Annotated in this window: 12 protein-coding genes and 1 pseudogene; 6 read left to right on the forward strand and 7 right to left on the reverse strand. The window is 71.3% G+C overall.

Translation table 11 applies throughout. The features are described from left to right. Positions 1–4: 4 nt before the first annotated feature. Together ACSRUE_RS42425 and ACSRUE_RS42430 are read right to left on the reverse strand one after the other, a co-directional pair. Positions 5–1,151 (reverse strand): annotated as a pseudogene (locus ACSRUE_RS42425) (DNA topoisomerase IB). Between the two features lie 12 nt (positions 1,152–1,163). Further along, entirely contained in the window at positions 1,164–1,613 is a 450-nt protein-coding gene (locus tag ACSRUE_RS42430; RefSeq protein WP_437761169.1) for a polyhydroxyalkanoic acid system family protein, read from the reverse strand. A gap of 204 nt (positions 1,614–1,817) precedes the next feature. Here ACSRUE_RS42430 and ACSRUE_RS42435 point away from each other — a divergent pair, with 204 nt between their 5' ends. After that, positions 1,818–3,758: a hypothetical protein gene (locus ACSRUE_RS42435; protein WP_441288533.1), complete on the forward strand. Its 1,941-nt coding sequence runs from the start codon at positions 1,818–1,820 to the stop codon at positions 3,756–3,758. A 386-nt stretch (positions 3,759–4,144) separates the two neighbouring features. Beyond that, a complete protein-coding gene (locus ACSRUE_RS42440; RefSeq protein ID WP_441288534.1) occupies positions 4,145–5,671 on the forward strand; it encodes an amidohydrolase family protein in 1,527 nt (508 codons plus the stop codon). Positions 5,672–5,926: 255 nt separating this feature from the next. Here ACSRUE_RS42440 and ACSRUE_RS42445 read toward each other — a convergent pair whose 3' ends face one another. Next, entirely contained in the window at positions 5,927–6,793 is an 867-nt protein-coding gene (locus tag ACSRUE_RS42445) for a hypothetical protein (RefSeq protein ID WP_441288535.1), read from the reverse strand. Between the two features lie 517 nt (positions 6,794–7,310). On the opposite strand from ACSRUE_RS42445, the gene ACSRUE_RS42450 reads away from it, so the two are divergent. The 4 genes from ACSRUE_RS42450 to ACSRUE_RS42465 all read left to right on the forward strand — a co-directional run bounded on the left by ACSRUE_RS42450 (position 7,311) and on the right by ACSRUE_RS42465 (position 10,164). Next, on the forward strand, positions 7,311–7,742 hold the full coding sequence (locus tag ACSRUE_RS42450) for a hypothetical protein (RefSeq protein WP_441288536.1): 432 nt from the start codon (positions 7,311–7,313) through the stop codon (positions 7,740–7,742). Positions 7,743–7,786: 44 nt separating this feature from the next. Beyond that, entirely contained in the window at positions 7,787–8,929 is a 1,143-nt protein-coding gene (locus ACSRUE_RS42455) for a hypothetical protein (protein WP_441288537.1), read from the forward strand. After that, entirely contained in the window at positions 8,926–9,300 is a 375-nt protein-coding gene (locus tag ACSRUE_RS42460; RefSeq protein WP_441288538.1) for a hypothetical protein, read from the forward strand. The genes ACSRUE_RS42455 and ACSRUE_RS42460 overlap by 4 nt, the downstream gene beginning before the upstream one ends. Positions 9,301–9,468: 168 nt before the next feature. After that, on the forward strand, positions 9,469–10,164 hold the full coding sequence (locus ACSRUE_RS42465) for a hypothetical protein (RefSeq protein WP_441288539.1): 696 nt from the start codon (positions 9,469–9,471) through the stop codon (positions 10,162–10,164). A 49-nt stretch (positions 10,165–10,213) separates the two neighbouring features. On the opposite strand, the gene ACSRUE_RS42470 is transcribed toward ACSRUE_RS42465, so the two are convergent. From ACSRUE_RS42470 to ACSRUE_RS42485, 4 genes are all read right to left on the reverse strand, one after another. Continuing rightward, complete coding sequence (locus ACSRUE_RS42470) at positions 10,214–10,885, reverse strand: hypothetical protein (RefSeq protein WP_441288540.1); 672 nt, start codon at positions 10,883–10,885, stop codon at positions 10,214–10,216. Positions 10,886–11,202: 317 nt separating this feature from the next. Then, positions 11,203–11,745: a YkgJ family cysteine cluster protein gene (locus ACSRUE_RS42475; protein WP_441288541.1), complete on the reverse strand. Its 543-nt coding sequence runs from the start codon at positions 11,743–11,745 to the stop codon at positions 11,203–11,205. Between the two features lie 83 nt (positions 11,746–11,828). Then, entirely contained in the window at positions 11,829–13,280 is a 1,452-nt protein-coding gene (locus ACSRUE_RS42480; RefSeq protein ID WP_441288542.1) for an FAD-dependent oxidoreductase, read from the reverse strand. Next, on the reverse strand, positions 13,280–15,412 hold the full coding sequence (locus tag ACSRUE_RS42485) for a molybdopterin oxidoreductase family protein (protein WP_441288543.1): 2,133 nt from the start codon (positions 15,410–15,412) through the stop codon (positions 13,280–13,282). Before ACSRUE_RS42485 ends, ACSRUE_RS42480 begins: the two co-directional genes overlap by 1 nt. Between the last annotated feature and the right edge of the window lie 28 nt (positions 15,413–15,440).

The following is a 15,440-nucleotide window of genomic DNA, read 5'->3' on the forward strand; positions in this document are numbered from 1 at the left end:
CGGCTCAGGCCGCGGCGCGCCGCTCCCTGGGGGGACGCTTCGCGCCCTTGCCGGCTCGCCGCGCGTTCACCGCGCGCACCGCGCGCACGCTCTCGCTGAGGCGGGTCACGAGCGACACGGCCTCTCGCTCGCCGAAGCCGCGGACGATCCGGAGCATCTTCGCCTCTTCGGGCCGGAGCGCCGCGAGCGCTCCGTCCGCGACGGCCTCCTCCGCGTCGATCAGGGACTGCAGGGCTCCCTCCGTGTAGGCGCGGATCACGGCGGGGTGGACATAACAGCGCTGACAGACCGCGCGCGTGTTGCCCAGGCGGGCAGACACCCTGTCGATCACCTGCGCCACGCGCTTCTTCACCTGGCGGACCGAGCTCGAGATCTCCATCTCGCAGAAGAACGACGCGCACAGCACGGTGCCGGTCCAGGTGCGGAAGTCCTTCGCCGTGAAGTCGTGGCCCGCGACCGAGCGCAGGTACGTGCTCGTCGTGGAGCGTGGTGAGTCCATACGAGTCGTTGTCGCGCGCGTACTCGTCGTTCCCCACGCGGATCGACGTCTCGTCGAGCAGGCGCACCACCGCCGCCAGCACCTTCTCGCGCGGCAGGCCAGGCAGCGCGAGATCCCGCTCGCTCGCCGCGCGGATCGCCGGGAGCGCCGCGCCGAACGCGAGCATGCGGTCGTACTTCGTCTCGTCGCGGACCTCGCGCCAGCGCGGGTGATACCGGTACTGCTTTCGGCCGCGCGCGTCCCGCCCTGTCGCCTGGATGTGCCCGCGCTCGCTCCGGCAGATCCACACCTCGGTCCACGCGGGCGGGATCGCGAGGCGGCGGATCCGCGCGAGCGTCGCCTCGTCCTTGACGGGGCGACCGTCGGCGTCGACGTAACGGAAGCCCTTGCCCGCCCCTCGCCTGGAGATCCCCGGCTCACCGTCGTTCACGTACCGGAGCCCGGCCGACTCGGCGGACTCGACCGGTGACGGGGTGAGCTGCCCTGTCCCCGCGACCTCGCCGCTCGCGCGGGCGAGCTCGACCGCCTCGACGGACTCGACCGACACGCTGACGCGGCGCCGGCGGAGGACGACGCCACTCGCGGCGGAGCGGCGCGGAGCGCTCCGCCGGCGGCGCCTCTCATGGGGGGTCGTGGCGCTTCCGCTCTTCATGGCGCGGGCCGCTCAGAGCGCCTCCTGCGCGACCGCGCTCGGAGCGCGCCGCCGCGCGCGATCACGGTGCGCGTCATCGATGCACCGCCTCACCTCGGCGTCGATCGCCGCGATCGCCATCCGGTTGAACATGCGCAGCGGCAGCGGCATGTCGATCGCGAAGTCGACGGCCCTGGGCCGGAGCTCGAGCCGCCCGGAGAGCGTGAAGCCCTTGAAGGAGAGGCCGAGATCCGCGCGCCGCTCGTCGCTCCAGGAAATGGAGGGAGCGTACTCCGCGTATCGATCACAATACTTCGCCATCGCCCGCAGGACGGCGCTCTTCGCTTCTTCGTCGTTCAGGTCGTGATGGACAGTGTGGTTCATGATGACCTCGAGAGATGGCTGGAAGATCGACTCCAGCGGGCCTCCAGCGGCGTCGACGCGCGACAGGCTCGCCAGCGCCGACGTTCGCGGGGTTAGCAAGCCGGGTGCCTGTCGGGTCCGACGGGGGCCGAGCGCTCACGGCAGGGCCATTTCCGGGCGCCGCCGCGCGAGATCGGGCCCCCCCGCCGTCCGCGCATGTCGACGTTCGCCACGAGCGGGGCAGATCGCCACGGCCAGCCCTGAGCCCGCCCCCTCGCGCGCCGCGGCTCAGCTCGCGGCATGGCGCGTGCGATCGATGCGCGCATGCACGCGCTCCTGCACGAAGCTGCCGCGCTGAAGTCCCCACCTGCGCTCAGCGGGCGGCACGGGCCACGGGCGAGGAGGGCGCTGAAGGCGCTGTTGATCCTGCCTATCGCGCTCTGGCTCGGCTACGTCGTTGTCGTGAACGTGATGCTGAGCACGGGGCTCATCGCGAGGCTCGTCAGCTACAACCCCGTCGACGCCTCGCTCTATCACGGCTCGGCGTGGAGCCTCTGGCCGGGCGTGGTTCACGTCGAGGAGCTCCGGCTCAGCGGCTCCGACAGCGTGCTTCAGTGGGCGGTGGAGCTCGACGAAGCGGACGTCGATATCCACCTGACCGATCTCCTCCGGAAGAAGTTCTATGCGGAGGACATCCGCGCGAGGGGCTTCGTGTTCCGGCTGCGGATGCTCGTGGATCCGACGAGCGAGCGCGATCTGGAGGCGCCGCACATCGAGGCGCTGCCGCCCATCCCGGAGTTCGCGAACCCTCCGCTCAAGCCGGAGCTGCCGCCGAAGCACGATCTCGAGAGCTCGGACGAGGGCTACAACCTGTGGACGGTGCACCTCGAAGGCATCGACACGACGCTCAAGGAGGTCTGGATCCAGCAAGTCCGGTATGCCGGCGGCGGTCGCGTGCGGGGAGGGTTCTATTACAAGCCGCTCCGCGCCGCTCGCGTCGGGCCCGTCGCGCTGGAGCTCCGGTCGGGCGAGATCCACGTCGCCGATCGCGTCGTCGCGCGGCTCGACGCCGACGCGGACGTGACGATGAGCACGTTCGATCCGAGGGACGTCGACGGGCTCGACGTCCTCGATACCGCCTGGGCGCGCCTCCGCCTCGACGCGCAGCTGCCGGGGCTCGATTTCATCCACCTTCCCGCGGGCGAGGGCGCCGGACCCCGGCTCGAGGACGGGAGTGGAGAGCTCCGGACGAACCTCGTCGTGAACCGGGGGAGCGTCGAGCCGGGCAGCACCGTGTCCTACGAGACGAGCCACCTCGTGGCCTCCGCCGCGTCGCTCCGCGCGACCGCCGAGGCGCGCGCGGCGCTCCGCGTCGACGAGCGCGGAGCGGCGCGCCTCGCCGTGACGCTGCCCCGCGCGACGCTCGAGCGCCCGGGAAGCGGGCTGCCGCCCATCGTCGTGGAGAGGGCGAGCGCCACCTTCGACGCGCCGGAGCTCCACCTCCTGCGGCTCCAGCCGGGGTTCGCGTCGAAGGTGGATGTCGTCGCCGCGGCGATCCCGGACCTGCGCTGGCTGAACGCCGAGGGCGCCGCGCCGGACGCGCCGCGGTTCACGGGCGGCGCGGCCTTCGTGCGGAGCAGCCTGGAGGTCGACCCGCTGGGCCGGGGGACGGGCTCGCTGCACCTGCTGTTGAAACACGGCGCCCTGCAGTGGAAACAGACGAAGGTGAAGGGCGACGTGGCGGCGCGCATGACGCTCGACGCGGCGAACGTCTTGAATCCCACAGCCAAGCTGCGGAAGGGCCGCATCGACATCGAGGATCTCGCGATCGAGCACGAGGGCGAGGCCGTCCCTGGCTGGTGGGCGCACATCGACATCGAGGACGCCGAGGTGAGGCGGGGGCTCATGGAGGCGGCGATCCGGGTGCAATGCAAGGACGCGCGGCCGGCCGTGATGCTGCTCGACGCCGAGGATGCCATTCCCGGCTGGGCCGCGGGGCTCCTCACGATGGAGGGGCTCAAGGCGTCCGCGAAGGTGAGGCGCGCGGACGACGGCGTCGATTTCAGGCTGCTGGAGGCAAAGGGGGGCGATCTCGCGATCCGCGGGCGGCTCACGAAGTCCGACGGGCAGACCCCCAGGGGGGCGTTCCTCGTGAAGAGCGGGCTGCTCTCGGTGGGGATCGCGCTCGAGCGGGACGGGGCCGGCGTGCACCCCCTCGCCGGCGACGACTGGGTAAACGAGAAGATGATCGCGCTGGGCAGGTGAGCTCGCCGGACGACGGCGGCGGGCCGTGCGACGACCACCGCGCGGCTCGGCCCCGCGCGCGTATCGGGGCGGCGTGCGCCGCGACCGCATCATCATACCCGAGACCCCTCTGTAGTCATTACCGGGAGATTCGCTGTGTACCACGGCATCCCGGGTGAGATTCTCCATCCGGCCTTCCAGCTCGATGCCGTGCGACGGTGCGACGGTACAACGGCACAAGGCGCACGACCTCGGCGCCGCATCGCATCTCATCTCACGAGGCTCGACGCTGGCTTCCGCACCGGGTTAATCTTTGCTTTGCTCAGCCCACCAGAGCCCAGCGGTCGGTGTCTCGAGAGGCGGGGGCACGACAGAAGGACGCGAGAGCTGAGCAGGAGGAACTCAGTATGTGCCAGAAGCTCTGCGGAAACGACTCGAACCATGACGGAGAGCCGGGCGAGGCGGGCTCGTCTCGTCGCCGGTTTCTCGCGGCGGGAGCTTCAGCGCTCGGTGCTGCGGCGGCCTTCTCGACTCCCGCGGCGGCGAGGGGAAGGTCGGAGCACGAGGATGACGTGCCGCACGGGACCGGCGCCCCGCACCGGCGTTACATCCTGAGAGGCGGCGCCGTGCTCAGCATGGATCCGAACGTGGGAGACTTCGCCCGGGGCGACGTGCTCGTGCAGGGCAAGAAGATCATCGCGGTCGGGCCGCACCTGCACGCGCCAGGCGCGGAGATCATCGACGCGACGGGCACGATCGTGATGCCGGGGTTCGTCGACACCCATCACCACCAGTACCAGACCGCGCTGCGGAGCTTCCTCTCGGACGGCCTCCTCGCCAACGACGGGCTGCCGCACGGCGAGAAGAACTACCTCGACTACATCCACTTCACCATCACGCCGGTCTTCCGGCCGCGGGACGCCTTCCTCGCCATACTGGCCTCCTCGCTCAGCCAGCTGGATGCCGGGGTGACGACGGTCGTCGACACGTCCCAGGTGGGCCACACGCCGGAGCACACCGATGCCGTCATCCATGGGTTGCAGGAATCGGGCCGCCGCGCGCTCTTCGTGTACTCGCCGGGCGCGGGCCCCGGCAACATCTTCCCGAACGATCTCGATCGGATCCAGAGCCAGTACTTCTCCTCGACCGACCAGCTCCTGACCCTGGCCATGGGCGGGGAGGTGTTCGACCCGGCGTGGCGCGATACCTGGGCGATCGGGCGCCAGCACGGCCTGCCCATCGTGACCCACCTCGTCGGCAGCATCGGCCAGGGGACGCTCATCGAGCAGATCGAGAGCGAGGGCCTGATGGGGCCCGATCTCGAGTTCATCCACGCCAGCGCCATCTCGGAGGCCTCCTGGCAGGCGATCGCCGATTCGGGCGCGAGCGTCTCGATCGCGGCCCCGATCGAGATGACCATGCGGCACGGCACGCCGCCTATCCAGGCCGCGCTCGATCACGGCGTCCAGCCCGCGCTGAGCACCGACGTCGAGTGCACCATGACCGCAGACTTCTTCACCCAGATGCGGACCGTCTTCACGCTTCAGCGGGCGCTCATCAACGAGCGGGCGCTGGCCGGAGAGACGGATCTGCCCGAGCTCCTCACGTGCCGCGATGTCATCCGCCTGGCCACGGTCGAGGGGGCCCGGGTGGCCGGTCTCTCCCACAAGGTCGGCTCGCTGACTCCGGGCAAGGAGGCCGACATCATCCTGTTGCGAGCGGACGCCATCAACGTGGCGCCGCTCAACAACGTGCCAGGGGCCGTGGTGACGTTGATGGACCGCAGCAACGTGGACACGGTCATCGTCGCGGGAAGCATCAGGAAATGGCGAGGCAAGCTCGTCGGGGTGGACTTTGGCCGGCTCCGCGCCGGCCTCGAGGCGTCCAGGGACTACCTCCTCGACGCGGCGGGCGTCGAGCGCGTGCTCTTCTGAGGCCGTAGTCGCCGCGCTCGGCCAGGCACCTCGCCGCCCCGGCGGCGCGTCACGGGGACACGGGCGCCTCGAGGGCGAGCTCGCGTCGCAGCAGGATCTGCTGGAGCCCGGGCTGGCCGAGCGTGGTGCCGACCGAGAGGAGTTAGATGGTGTGGATGCGGAAGCCGGGGCGAGCGCTCCGGGCGAGGACGGGGAGGATGAACGCGAGCGCGCGTGTCCCCGAGGCGACGAGCGAGGGCCAGGTGTGGCCGGAGCTCACCAAGGCCAGTCGACGTCGAGGTCCTCGCCGTCGAGGTTCTCGGGGTTGCCTTGGCCGACGGATCCGCCCACCGTGTTCTGCGCCTCCTCCCAGCTGTCGGAGTCGCCTGCGTGGGTGTGGCCGACGAATCCGCCTCCGTGTTCCTCGACCTCGTCCCAGCTGTCGAAGTCAGCGTGGCCGTGCCCGACCTGCTGGAACCCACCGAATTCTTGGTCGGGCTGCTGCCAAGCTGCCGATGCCGTCGCTGCCGGCTTCGCTTTCGCGGCCTCGAGCCTCGCCTGGTGGTCGTACTTCACCTGCATCATCTGCGCTCGCAGCCGGGGAGCTAGATACGTCAGCTCGACGATCGTGTGCTTCTCGCGGATGTTCTTGGCTTCCTGCTGGTAGTGCTCATCCAGGGCGCGCTCGAGAGCGGCGTCGGGTTTGGGCGGCTTCGCGCCCCTCAGGGCCGCATCCAGCTCCGTGAGCGCGTGTCGGCGGTAATCGAACGCGCCCTCTGCAGCCTCCTCGTCGCTCTCGGGCACGTCTATGGCGTCGAAGCTGAGCGTGACGCCGTCGCCCAGCGTCCGTCGAAGCCACTCCATCGTGCTGCCCACCATGCAGCACAAGGGCAGGCCGCCGCCGGTCCATCCGTCCTCGCCCGCCACCTCGCTGCCATAGTTGTTGAGGAGAACCGGCCGCCCCTGGCTGTCCACCCAGATGCCGCCCGACTCGCCGGCCACCGAGACGGGATTCGGGCTCTTCAGGACGGCGACGTTGACGAAACGCGCATAGAGATCGCCGCCGAAGGAACACCGTCTACCTTCGTCGACGAAATCGAACGTGCCGCAGACGAGCCCCCTCCCGGTCCACATGCTCAGCACCTCGCCCTTCTCCAGCGGTTCCTGATCGAGATCCCGGACGGGCCCTCGGACGAGGGGGTGGGCCCCGACCTCTCGCCCAGGGCGCCGAACTGCCGAGGCAAGTGCTCGCGGAAGTGCGCTGAGAGCTCGCCGACGAAGCGATCGACCGCTATCTGCGCGAACATCGCCGACTGGCGGCGCCGGATCGTGAGCATCGCGCGGAGACTATCCCGCCCGCCTGCTGCCGTCACCACGCCCGAGCGGCGCTACCTCCGCCGCCGCGCCCTCCTGCCAGGAGCGGCGGATCTCCGTCCCACGGGCTCGCTCCGCGGCAACACCGATCACGGTCGCGAGAGGGAAGTCCATGTGAAGGTCGCGCCCTCTCGCTCCACCGTTCGCCCTGGCGAGCGATGCACGCGCTGGTGAAGCGGCAACAAGCGGCAACAAGCGGCAACAAGCGGCAACAAGCGGGCACAAACGAGCGTGGATCGGCGGCACCGCTCTTGAAGTTTTCCGAAGGAAAGCACAGAGTGGCGGGATGATGAAGCCCTCGTGCCTTGTGGCGATCGCCGCCTTGCTCGCAGCGCCGCTGCTCATCTCTTCTTCAGCGCGGGCGGACATCCCGCCGCCCGAGAGCTGCGGCACGCCGGGGTCGAGCTGTAACAACGCAGGGCCCAATTACAATGAGCCTGGCACGTGCACGCAGCAGAAGTGCCAGCGAACGCTGCCGGGCGAGGACGGCGGCTTCACCACCGTGGAGTACGACTGCAATCTGTGCATTTCCTCGGGCGGCAGCTCGACGTCGGCCTCGGGCGGGGACTCGACGTCGGCCGGCAGCGCGGGCGCGGACAAGGCATCGTCGGACACCGGCGGCTGCGCCATGAGCGGCGCCGCCTCGGGCGGCGCAATGGCGGGGCTGATGCTGCTCTGCGGCGCCGCGGCGCTCGTGACCGCCCGCCGGCGCCGCTGAACCGGGCCTCGACCGTGCGCGCGCCCGGTCCTCCGCCTGCGAGCGTGGCCCGCCTGCTCGAGCGCGGCGTCGCGCCGCTCGACGGCGCGCGACGGCGCCTCTTCGGCCTGCTCCGCCGGAGCGAGCTCGCGATCGCGGTCGTGGCGCGCCCCGATCGCAGGATAGCCACCGTCGCCGCGGCCAACGCGCTCGGCGCCTTCACCATGGCGGTCTTTGCGCCGAGCGCGCTGCTCGTGCTCGGGCCAATCCTGCTCGGCGTCCTGCACGTCGCGGCCGACGTGCGCTACCTCGTGCTGCGGCGCGGGCTGCCGTCGTGGTGGCGCGGCGTCGTCTGGACGGCCTGCGCCGCGCTTGTGGGGCTGCGAGGCGCCCAGGAGCTCTTTGGCTCGGCCGCGGCGCTGCTCCGCGCCGAGCACGCGTTGCTCGCCGCCTGGCTCGGCGCCGCGGTCGTCGCCGGCGCGCTCGCGTCGCGCGCGTGGCGGCGCGTCGCGCTGGCCGCCGCCGCCGCCGTGGCGCTGTCGGCGGCGGCGCTCGCCGCGCCGCGCGGCTTCCGGCTCGTCCTCGCGCACGCGCACAACCTGGTCGCGCTCGCGCTGTGGCTCGCGCTCTTCCGCCGCCGGGCGCGCGCGGTCGCCTGGCCGCTCGGCCTCGTGCTGGCCGGGACCGCGCTCCTCGCGAGCGGGGCGATGACCTCGATCACCCTGCGCTCCGGGTGGCTGGACGCCTTCGGGCTGCACCTCTTCCTGGCAAGCGACTGGCTCGCTCCCGGGCTGCCGACCCGCTCCGCGGTGGCGCTCACGGCATGTTATGCGTTCCTGCAGTCGGTCCATTACGCGGTCTGGCTGCTGCTCATTCCCCAGGAAGATCACCCGGGCCAGCGGACAGCCACCTTCCGCATGTCCGCGCGCTCGCTCCGGCGCGACTTCGGGGACGCAGGGCTCGCGGCCGTGGCGGTCGTCGCCGCCCTGGTGCTGCTCGGCGCCCTGCGCAGCGCGCTCGGCGCGCGCAACCTGGTGCTCTCGCTCGCCTCCTTCCACGCGTACCTGGAGCTCGCGCTGCTCGCGTACTTCTATGTCCGCGGCGACGTCGGCCGGCGCGCCGCCGAGGCGCGCCAGGAGCGGTCCGGGCGCGCGCGCGGCGTGGATCGCAGCGGGCCCGAGGTCGCCGCGCAGCCGGCCGCGCCATGAGCCGCGCCTTCACCGATCCGCTGGTGGCCGCCTGGGCGCGCGCGTTCGCGTTCACGCTGCTCATCGAGCTCGCCGTCGCCTCACCGCTGCTCGGCGCGGCGGAGCGGTCACGAGGCCGCCGCGCCGCGCTCGTGGCCGTCGCCAACCTCGCGAGTCACCCGGCGGTGTGGTTCATCTTCCCCGCGCTCGCGATCGGCGCCACGGCGCGACTGGCCCTCTCGGAGCTCTGGGCGGTGCTGATCGAGCTCGGCGTCTACCGGCTCGCGCTGCGCGAGCTGCCTGCCACGCACGCCATCGCGGCCTCGGCGCTCGCGAACGGCGCGTCGCTCGGGTTCGGGCTGCTCCTGCGCGCCACGACCGGCTGGGTGTGAGCGTGCCGCGGAGCGCCGCTCCGCCGGCTCCGGAGCAACACCACCGCGGACAGCGCCCCTGCGGGCGGGCTCGTCCGGCGCGAGCGAGACGCGACATCGCTCGTTCGCCGACAGCGTGGGTGTTCGTCACACGCAGCGCGGACGGCTCCGCTGCGCTATGACTGCGGGATGTTTGGTCCAGGGCGCCCTCAGTACCCTCCGCAGCAGCCGCCTCAGTATCCTCCGCAGCCGCCGCCTTACTACCCTCCGCAGCCGCCGCCTTACTACCCTCCACCGCCGCCGCAGCGCCCGAAGTCGGGCCTGTCGCCGATCGTGATCGTGCTCATCGTCCTCGGCGGGCTGTTCGCGCTGGGCGTGGGCGCCATCTTCGTGATCGGCGGCGCGGTGTACCTGGTGGCGAGCGCATCGCCGGAGCAAACCGTCGTCGAGACCACGCCTTCCGGCGTGTCGACCGCCGGCGGCGTCTCGCCCGTGGCGCCCACGTCGACGAGCACCCCGCTTCGCCCCGACCAGGAGGCCGACGAGGCGGCGGGCGAGGACCCGTCCACCGGCGACCACGCCGCGGGCGAGGCGCCGGCGCCTCTGTCGACAGCGGCGCGGACGCCCGCCTCCCCGAGCGAGGGCTCCTCGAATGGAAGCCCGAGCAACGGGGGCGCGGCGGGCGGGACGTCCTGGTGGTGTACGGCGAGCGCGTCCGTGCGCGTCTGCGGCTTCGCGGGCGCGTGCAACTATCAGATGGTGTTCGGCAACGGCTCGGCGAAGGACCGCTTCATGGCGTCGCAGCAAGCGAAGAGGTCCTGCGAGGCGAGCGCCCGCGCCAAGGGCGCCACGGCCTTCTGCGTCGTGCAGTGCAGCCCTCGCTGACGGGCGATGACGTCGCTCGCTCCGCTCCGCTCAGCTCCTCGCGCCCGCGCTAATAACCGCCGCTGCCGCCGACCCCCGCCGCGCTGTAGCCAGAGCTGTAGCCAGAGCTGTAGTCGCCGCCGCCCGCGCCCCCGGTTCCGACCGCAGTTACGTTTCCACCGTAGTAGTAGTCGTCCGGATCTTCGTAGACGTTGATGTCGAGGTTCACCTTGCCGTTGAGCCACAGCTCGCTGCTCCCGATACCGAACGCATACTGGGCCCAGGTCGTCGAATGCGGCGAGACGTACACGTAGACCCGTTGCGACGATAGCAGCGTGGCCTCCACGTTCGGATCCGTCACCGTGCCGTCCTCGACCTTCTCGAAGTGCCAGCCCGGAAGGAGCGTGACGCTGTACCCTCCCTGCTCCAGATCGACGACGAGGGAGCTCTCGTTCGGATCCTGATCCTCGCTGCTGACCGTCACCACGGTTCCGTAACCACCACCGACAGCCATGGCGGAGGTATTCTCGTCTTCGTAGTAGTAATAACCGTTCGAGATCTCGAACGTGGCGTCGCGGAGCCGATACCGCGCTCCAGACGGCGCATCGGCCGCGAGCGGCAAGCTGAGCGAGCCGACGTCCGGCCCGCGATCGGCCCCCTGCGAGCCGCAACCGCTGAGCAAGGCCGCAAACGCCACGCCAGCCGCCGCCACCAACCCAAACCCCTTGATCGACTTGGTCATTCTATCCTCCAGATAAGCTGCCCCTCCGGCCCGATGACGGCGTGTGCCGTGACCTGCCATCGGTCCAGCGTGGGCCACCACGTATAAGCAACACGCGGGCCAATCTGGATTCGCCGAAAAATTAGGGGGGAAGGCGGGAGCCGCCCAGGAATCGGCTCAGAATGTGTCAGCCACACTGAGCCAAACATGGCCTGTGCCACCGTCGAACATGTGCCACTTCGAACGCGCGCAGGCCGAGCGCGGGGACGTGGGGCGCTGAGGGCGTTCGTTCAGCCGAGCCAGAGCTGCCCGTCATCAGGCCGACGGCTCGCCGGCAGCTACCCCTCGCCCGAGAGCACCGCGGCGATCGCGACGCGCTGCCCTCGCGGCTGCCCCGCCGCGTCGGCGTGGGCCATGTCGAGGGCGGCCAGCACCGTCGACAGCGTCGTCTGGTCCAGGACCGACGACGCCTCGACGGCGTGGAGGTCTTCTCCCACGAAGTTCTTCGGGCAGGCGTCGATGACCGGCAGCGCGCGCTCGCTGGCCGGCGCGAACCGGATGGGCAGGCCGTGCGTGCGGCAGATGAGCGGCCGCGCCGCGTAGATCGCGCACCTCCCCTCCCCGTCGAGCGCCGGGCACACGCCCGGATCGCCCGCCCGCGCGCGCTCGGCCAGCGCCGCGCGGTCGGCCTCCGGGAGCGCCGCGAGCGCGTCGCGGATCGCGTCGGCCTCGATCGACGTCACCGAGAAACGCCGCCGGCAGCAGTCGCTGCACCCGGTGCGGCAGGCCATCCGCCCGCCGTGGCGGGCGCTCGCGCTCGCGAAGAACGCGTCGACCTTGGTGAAGAGCTCGTGGAGGCGCTCGCGCGGCGTGCGGTGCATTCGCCGGCGTCTATAGCGGGGCGGATCCTCGTGCGCCAAGGGCCCATCCGCGCCGCTCGGCTCGCCCGGGCGTGCTTTCCACGTCATCCGACGGCCACGGCGCGGCCGCCGGCGACCTCCTGCGAGGGCGCGTGCCGGGCCACGAGCTGGGCCACCTCGCCGCGGCAGGAGCCGCACCCCGTGCCGGCCTTGGTCGCGGCGCACGCCGCCTCGAGCGAGCAGGCGCCGCCCTCGATGGCCTCCCGGAGGGTCGCCTCGCTGACCTTGTGACAGGTGCAGACGATGCGCTCGGCCTGCGCCGGCGGCCCCGCGCCGCCGCCGGCGCAGAGCGCCTCCAGAGGGTCGGCGGGCAGCGGATCGTTGCGATCGAAGAGCTGCACGAGCGTGGCCGCGGCCGCGGTGTTGCCGACGAACTGGGCGCCCAGCAGTCTCCCGTCGCGGAGGATCAGCTTCCGGTACGTGCTCTTCCGCGTCTCCACGACCTGGAGCACGTCGTCGCTCTCGAGCTCCGGCTCGGTGCTGCCCATGGAGGTGACGTCGACGCCCGCCACCTTCAGCCGGGTATACAGCTTCGTGCCTCGGTAGCGCGCCTGCGGGTTCGCGCCCGTCAGCACGTCGGCCAGGACGGCGGCCTGCTCCCAGATGGGCGTCACGATGCCATAGAGCCTGCCCCGGTGCTCCGCGCACTCGCCGATCGCGTAGATGCCGGGCACCTGGGTGGCCATCGTGTCGTTGACGACGATGCCCTTGTTGATGGGCAGGTTGGAGGCGCGCGCGACATCGACGCGAGGCCGGACGCCGCACGCGAGGACGACCATGTCGGCCGGCAGGACGCTGCCGTCGTCGAGGCGACACCCCTCGACCGCCTCGCCCCCGCAGATGGCCTCGACGGTGCGCCCCGTGCGGACGAAGATGCCGCAGCGCTCGATGTGCTGCTCGAGCATGTCGCCGCCCATCGGATCGAGCTGCGCGTTCATGAGGCTCTTCGCGACGTGGATGACGGTCACGTGGAGGCCCATGTCGCTCAGCACCTTGGCCGCCTCCAGGCCGAGGAGCCCGCCGCCGACCACGATGGCGTTGTCCCCCGCCCGCGCGCAGCCGCGCATCCGGACGCAATCGTCCATCGTCCTGTACACGAAGACGCCCGGGCGCAGATCGCCCTCCGAGGTCGTCATGCCCTCGAGCGGCGGGACGAGCGGCTGGCTGCCGGTCGCGAGCACGGCGACGTCGTAACGATGGCGCGCGCCGTCCGCCGCCACGACCGCCCTCGACCCGGTGTCGATCCGCGCCACGGAGGTCCCGCTGACGAGCCGCACCCCGTTCCGCTCGTACCAGGCGGGGGGCTTCGTGACGATGGAGTCGGGCGCCTCCCCTGCGAGCACCTTGCTGAGCAGGACGCGGTTGTAGGCGCCGCCCCGCTCCTCGCCGAAGACGGTGATGTCGTAGCGGTCCCTGGCGCCGCGCGACATCAGCTCGTCCAGCAGGCGGCACGCCGCCATGCCGTTGCCAACGATGACAAGGTCCTTCCTTCGCATCAGTTCGACTCCGAGACCCGGCGCGCCCTGACGGCGCACACCTTGAACTCCGGCATCCGGCTGGTCGGGTCCAGCGCCGGCACGGTGAGGATGTTGGCGGCCTTCTTGCCGCCCCAGTGAAACGGAGCAAAGAGCGTGTCCGGCCGGATCGAAGGCACGACCGCGACCCGGAAGGTGACCGCCCCTCGCCGGCTCTCGACGAGCAGAGAGTCGCCCTCGACGACGCCGAGGCGCGCCGCCAGCCTGGGGTGGACCTCGACCTTCGGCTCGGGCTTGGCCTCTTCGAGCTTGGAGACCCGGCGCGTCTGGGCGCCGGAGTTGTAGTGTTCCTTGTAGCGGCCCGTCGTGAAGTAGAGCGGATAGGCGTCGTCGGGGAGCTCGGCAGCGGGGCGGTGGTGGACCGCGTGGAACCGCGCCCGGCCGTTCGGGTGATGGAACCGCTCGGCGAAGAGGCGCGGCGTCCCCGGGTGCTCGACCGACGGGCACGGCCAGAAGACGCCTCGGTGCCGGCGTATCTTGTCGTAGGTGATGCCGCTGTAGTCCGCCCTGGCGCCCGCGGTCGCCCGGCGCAGCTCGTCGAACACCTGCTCCGCGGACGTGTACTGGAAGTGCTTGCCCGCGCCGAGGCGGCGCGCGAGCTCGCAGAAGATCTCGATATCGGTCTTCACCTCGGGGGGCGCGGGGCGGACCTTCTGCCGCAGGATCACCCGCCCTTCGAGGTTCGTCATCGTCCCCTCCTCCTCGGCGAACTGGGCGACCGGAAGGAGGACGTGGGCGTCCCGGGCCGTCTCGTTGACGAAGGCGTCACAGACGACGAGCAGATCGAGCGAGGCGAGCCGCCGCTCGATGTTGAGCGCGTTCGGCGACGCGACAGCCACGTTGGAGCCGAACACGAGGAGCGCGCGGATCCCCCCCTCGGGGCCGAGCGCGTCGAGCAGCTCGTAGGCGCTCTTCCCCTTCGTCGGCAGCTCGGCAGGGTCGATGCCCCAGACGCGGGCGATGGCCGCCCGGTGCTCCGGGTCCTCGATATGCCGGTAGCCGGGGAGCTGATCGGCCTTCTGGCCGTGCTCGCGGCCCCCCTGGCCGTTGCCCTGTCCGGTGAGGCAGCCATAGCCGCTGTACGGCTTGCCGACCTTGCCGAGCGCGAGCATCAGGTTGATGAAGGAGAGCACGGTGTCTGACCCCTTCGACTGCTGCTCCGGCCCGCGGCCGGAGAGCAGCATGCTGCTCGGCGCCTCGGCGAGCAGCCGCACGGCCTTGAGCTGATCCTGCGTGGAGACCCCGGTCAGCCGCTCGACGTGCGCCGGGTGGTACGAGAGGACGACGCGCCGGAGATCGTCGAACCCGTCCGTGCGCGCGGCGATGTACGCCGTGTCGACGAGCTTCTCCTCGAGGGCGAGGTAGAGCAGGCCGTTGGCGAGCGCCAGGTCGGACCCGGGCGTGGGCTGGAGGTGGAGCGCCGCGGCGCGCGCCGTGTCGGTGCGCCGCGGGTCGACGACGATGAGCGCGCCGCCGTTGTCGCGCTGCGCGAAGATCCATTGCATGATCGGCGGCAGGGTCTCCGCGCAGTTCGCGCCCCAGAGGAGGAGCGCCTTGGTCTGGGCGATGTCGGACACGGGGAACGGCAGGCCGCGGTCGATGCCAAACGCCTTGTTGTGCCCCGCGGCCGCCGAGGACATGCAATAACGGCCGTTGTAATCGACGTTCGGCGACCGGAGGGCGAGGCGGGCGAATTTGCCGAGGAGGTAGGTCTTCTCGTTCGTCAGGGCGCCGCTGCCGAACGCGGCCAGCGCCGCGGGGCCGTGGAGCTCGCGCAGCCGGAGGAGCCGCTCGGCGACGAAATCGAGCGCCGTGTCCCAGCGCGCCGGCAGGAGGCGGCCGGCGCGCCCGCGGATCTTCGGCGCCGTCAGCCGCTCGGGGTGATCGAGCAGCGCCGCGGAGGTGAACCCCTTGATGCACATCTGCCCGCGGTTGACGGGGAAATCGTCGTCCGGTCGGACGTCGATCGCCCCCGCGTGGTCCGCGCGATCCGTCATGACCACGCCGCACTGGAAGGCGCAGTAAGGACAGTGGGTGTGCGTGGTCGTCTCGGAGGTGACGATCTTGAGCCGGAGGGAAGAGCGCGGTGCCATGGAGTCGCGTCGGCCACCCTCACCGAGC

The sequence above is a fragment of the Sorangium sp. KYC3313 genome, assembly GCF_052075895.1.
GTDB classification, from domain to species: Bacteria; Myxococcota_A; Polyangia; order Polyangiales; family Polyangiaceae; genus Sorangium; species Sorangium cellulosum_B.

What these genes read in the sequence shown, in the direction of transcription:
- ACSRUE_RS42435 (WP_441288533.1), top strand. Translation starts at nt 1,818, where the DNA reads ATGCACGCGCTCCTGCACGAAGCTGCCGCGCTGAAGTCCCCACCTGCG.
- ACSRUE_RS42440 (WP_441288534.1), top strand. Translation starts at nt 4,145, where the DNA reads ATGTGCCAGAAGCTCTGCGGAAACGACTCGAACCATGACGGAGAGCCG.
- ACSRUE_RS42450 (WP_441288536.1), top strand. Translation starts at nt 7,311, where the DNA reads ATGATGAAGCCCTCGTGCCTTGTGGCGATCGCCGCCTTGCTCGCAGCG.
- ACSRUE_RS42460 (WP_441288538.1), top strand. Translation starts at nt 8,926, where the DNA reads ATGAGCCGCGCCTTCACCGATCCGCTGGTGGCCGCCTGGGCGCGCGCG.
- ACSRUE_RS42465 (WP_441288539.1), top strand. Translation starts at nt 9,469, where the DNA reads ATGTTTGGTCCAGGGCGCCCTCAGTACCCTCCGCAGCAGCCGCCTCAG.
- ACSRUE_RS42470 (WP_441288540.1), bottom strand. Translation starts at nt 10,885, where the DNA reads ATGACCAAGTCGATCAAGGGGTTTGGGTTGGTGGCGGCGGCTGGCGTG.
- ACSRUE_RS42475 (WP_441288541.1), bottom strand. Translation starts at nt 11,745, where the DNA reads ATGCACCGCACGCCGCGCGAGCGCCTCCACGAGCTCTTCACCAAGGTC.
- ACSRUE_RS42480 (WP_441288542.1), bottom strand. Translation starts at nt 13,280, where the DNA reads ATGCGAAGGAAGGACCTTGTCATCGTTGGCAACGGCATGGCGGCGTGC.
- ACSRUE_RS42485 (WP_441288543.1), bottom strand. Translation starts at nt 15,412, where the DNA reads ATGGCACCGCGCTCTTCCCTCCGGCTCAAGATCGTCACCTCCGAGACG.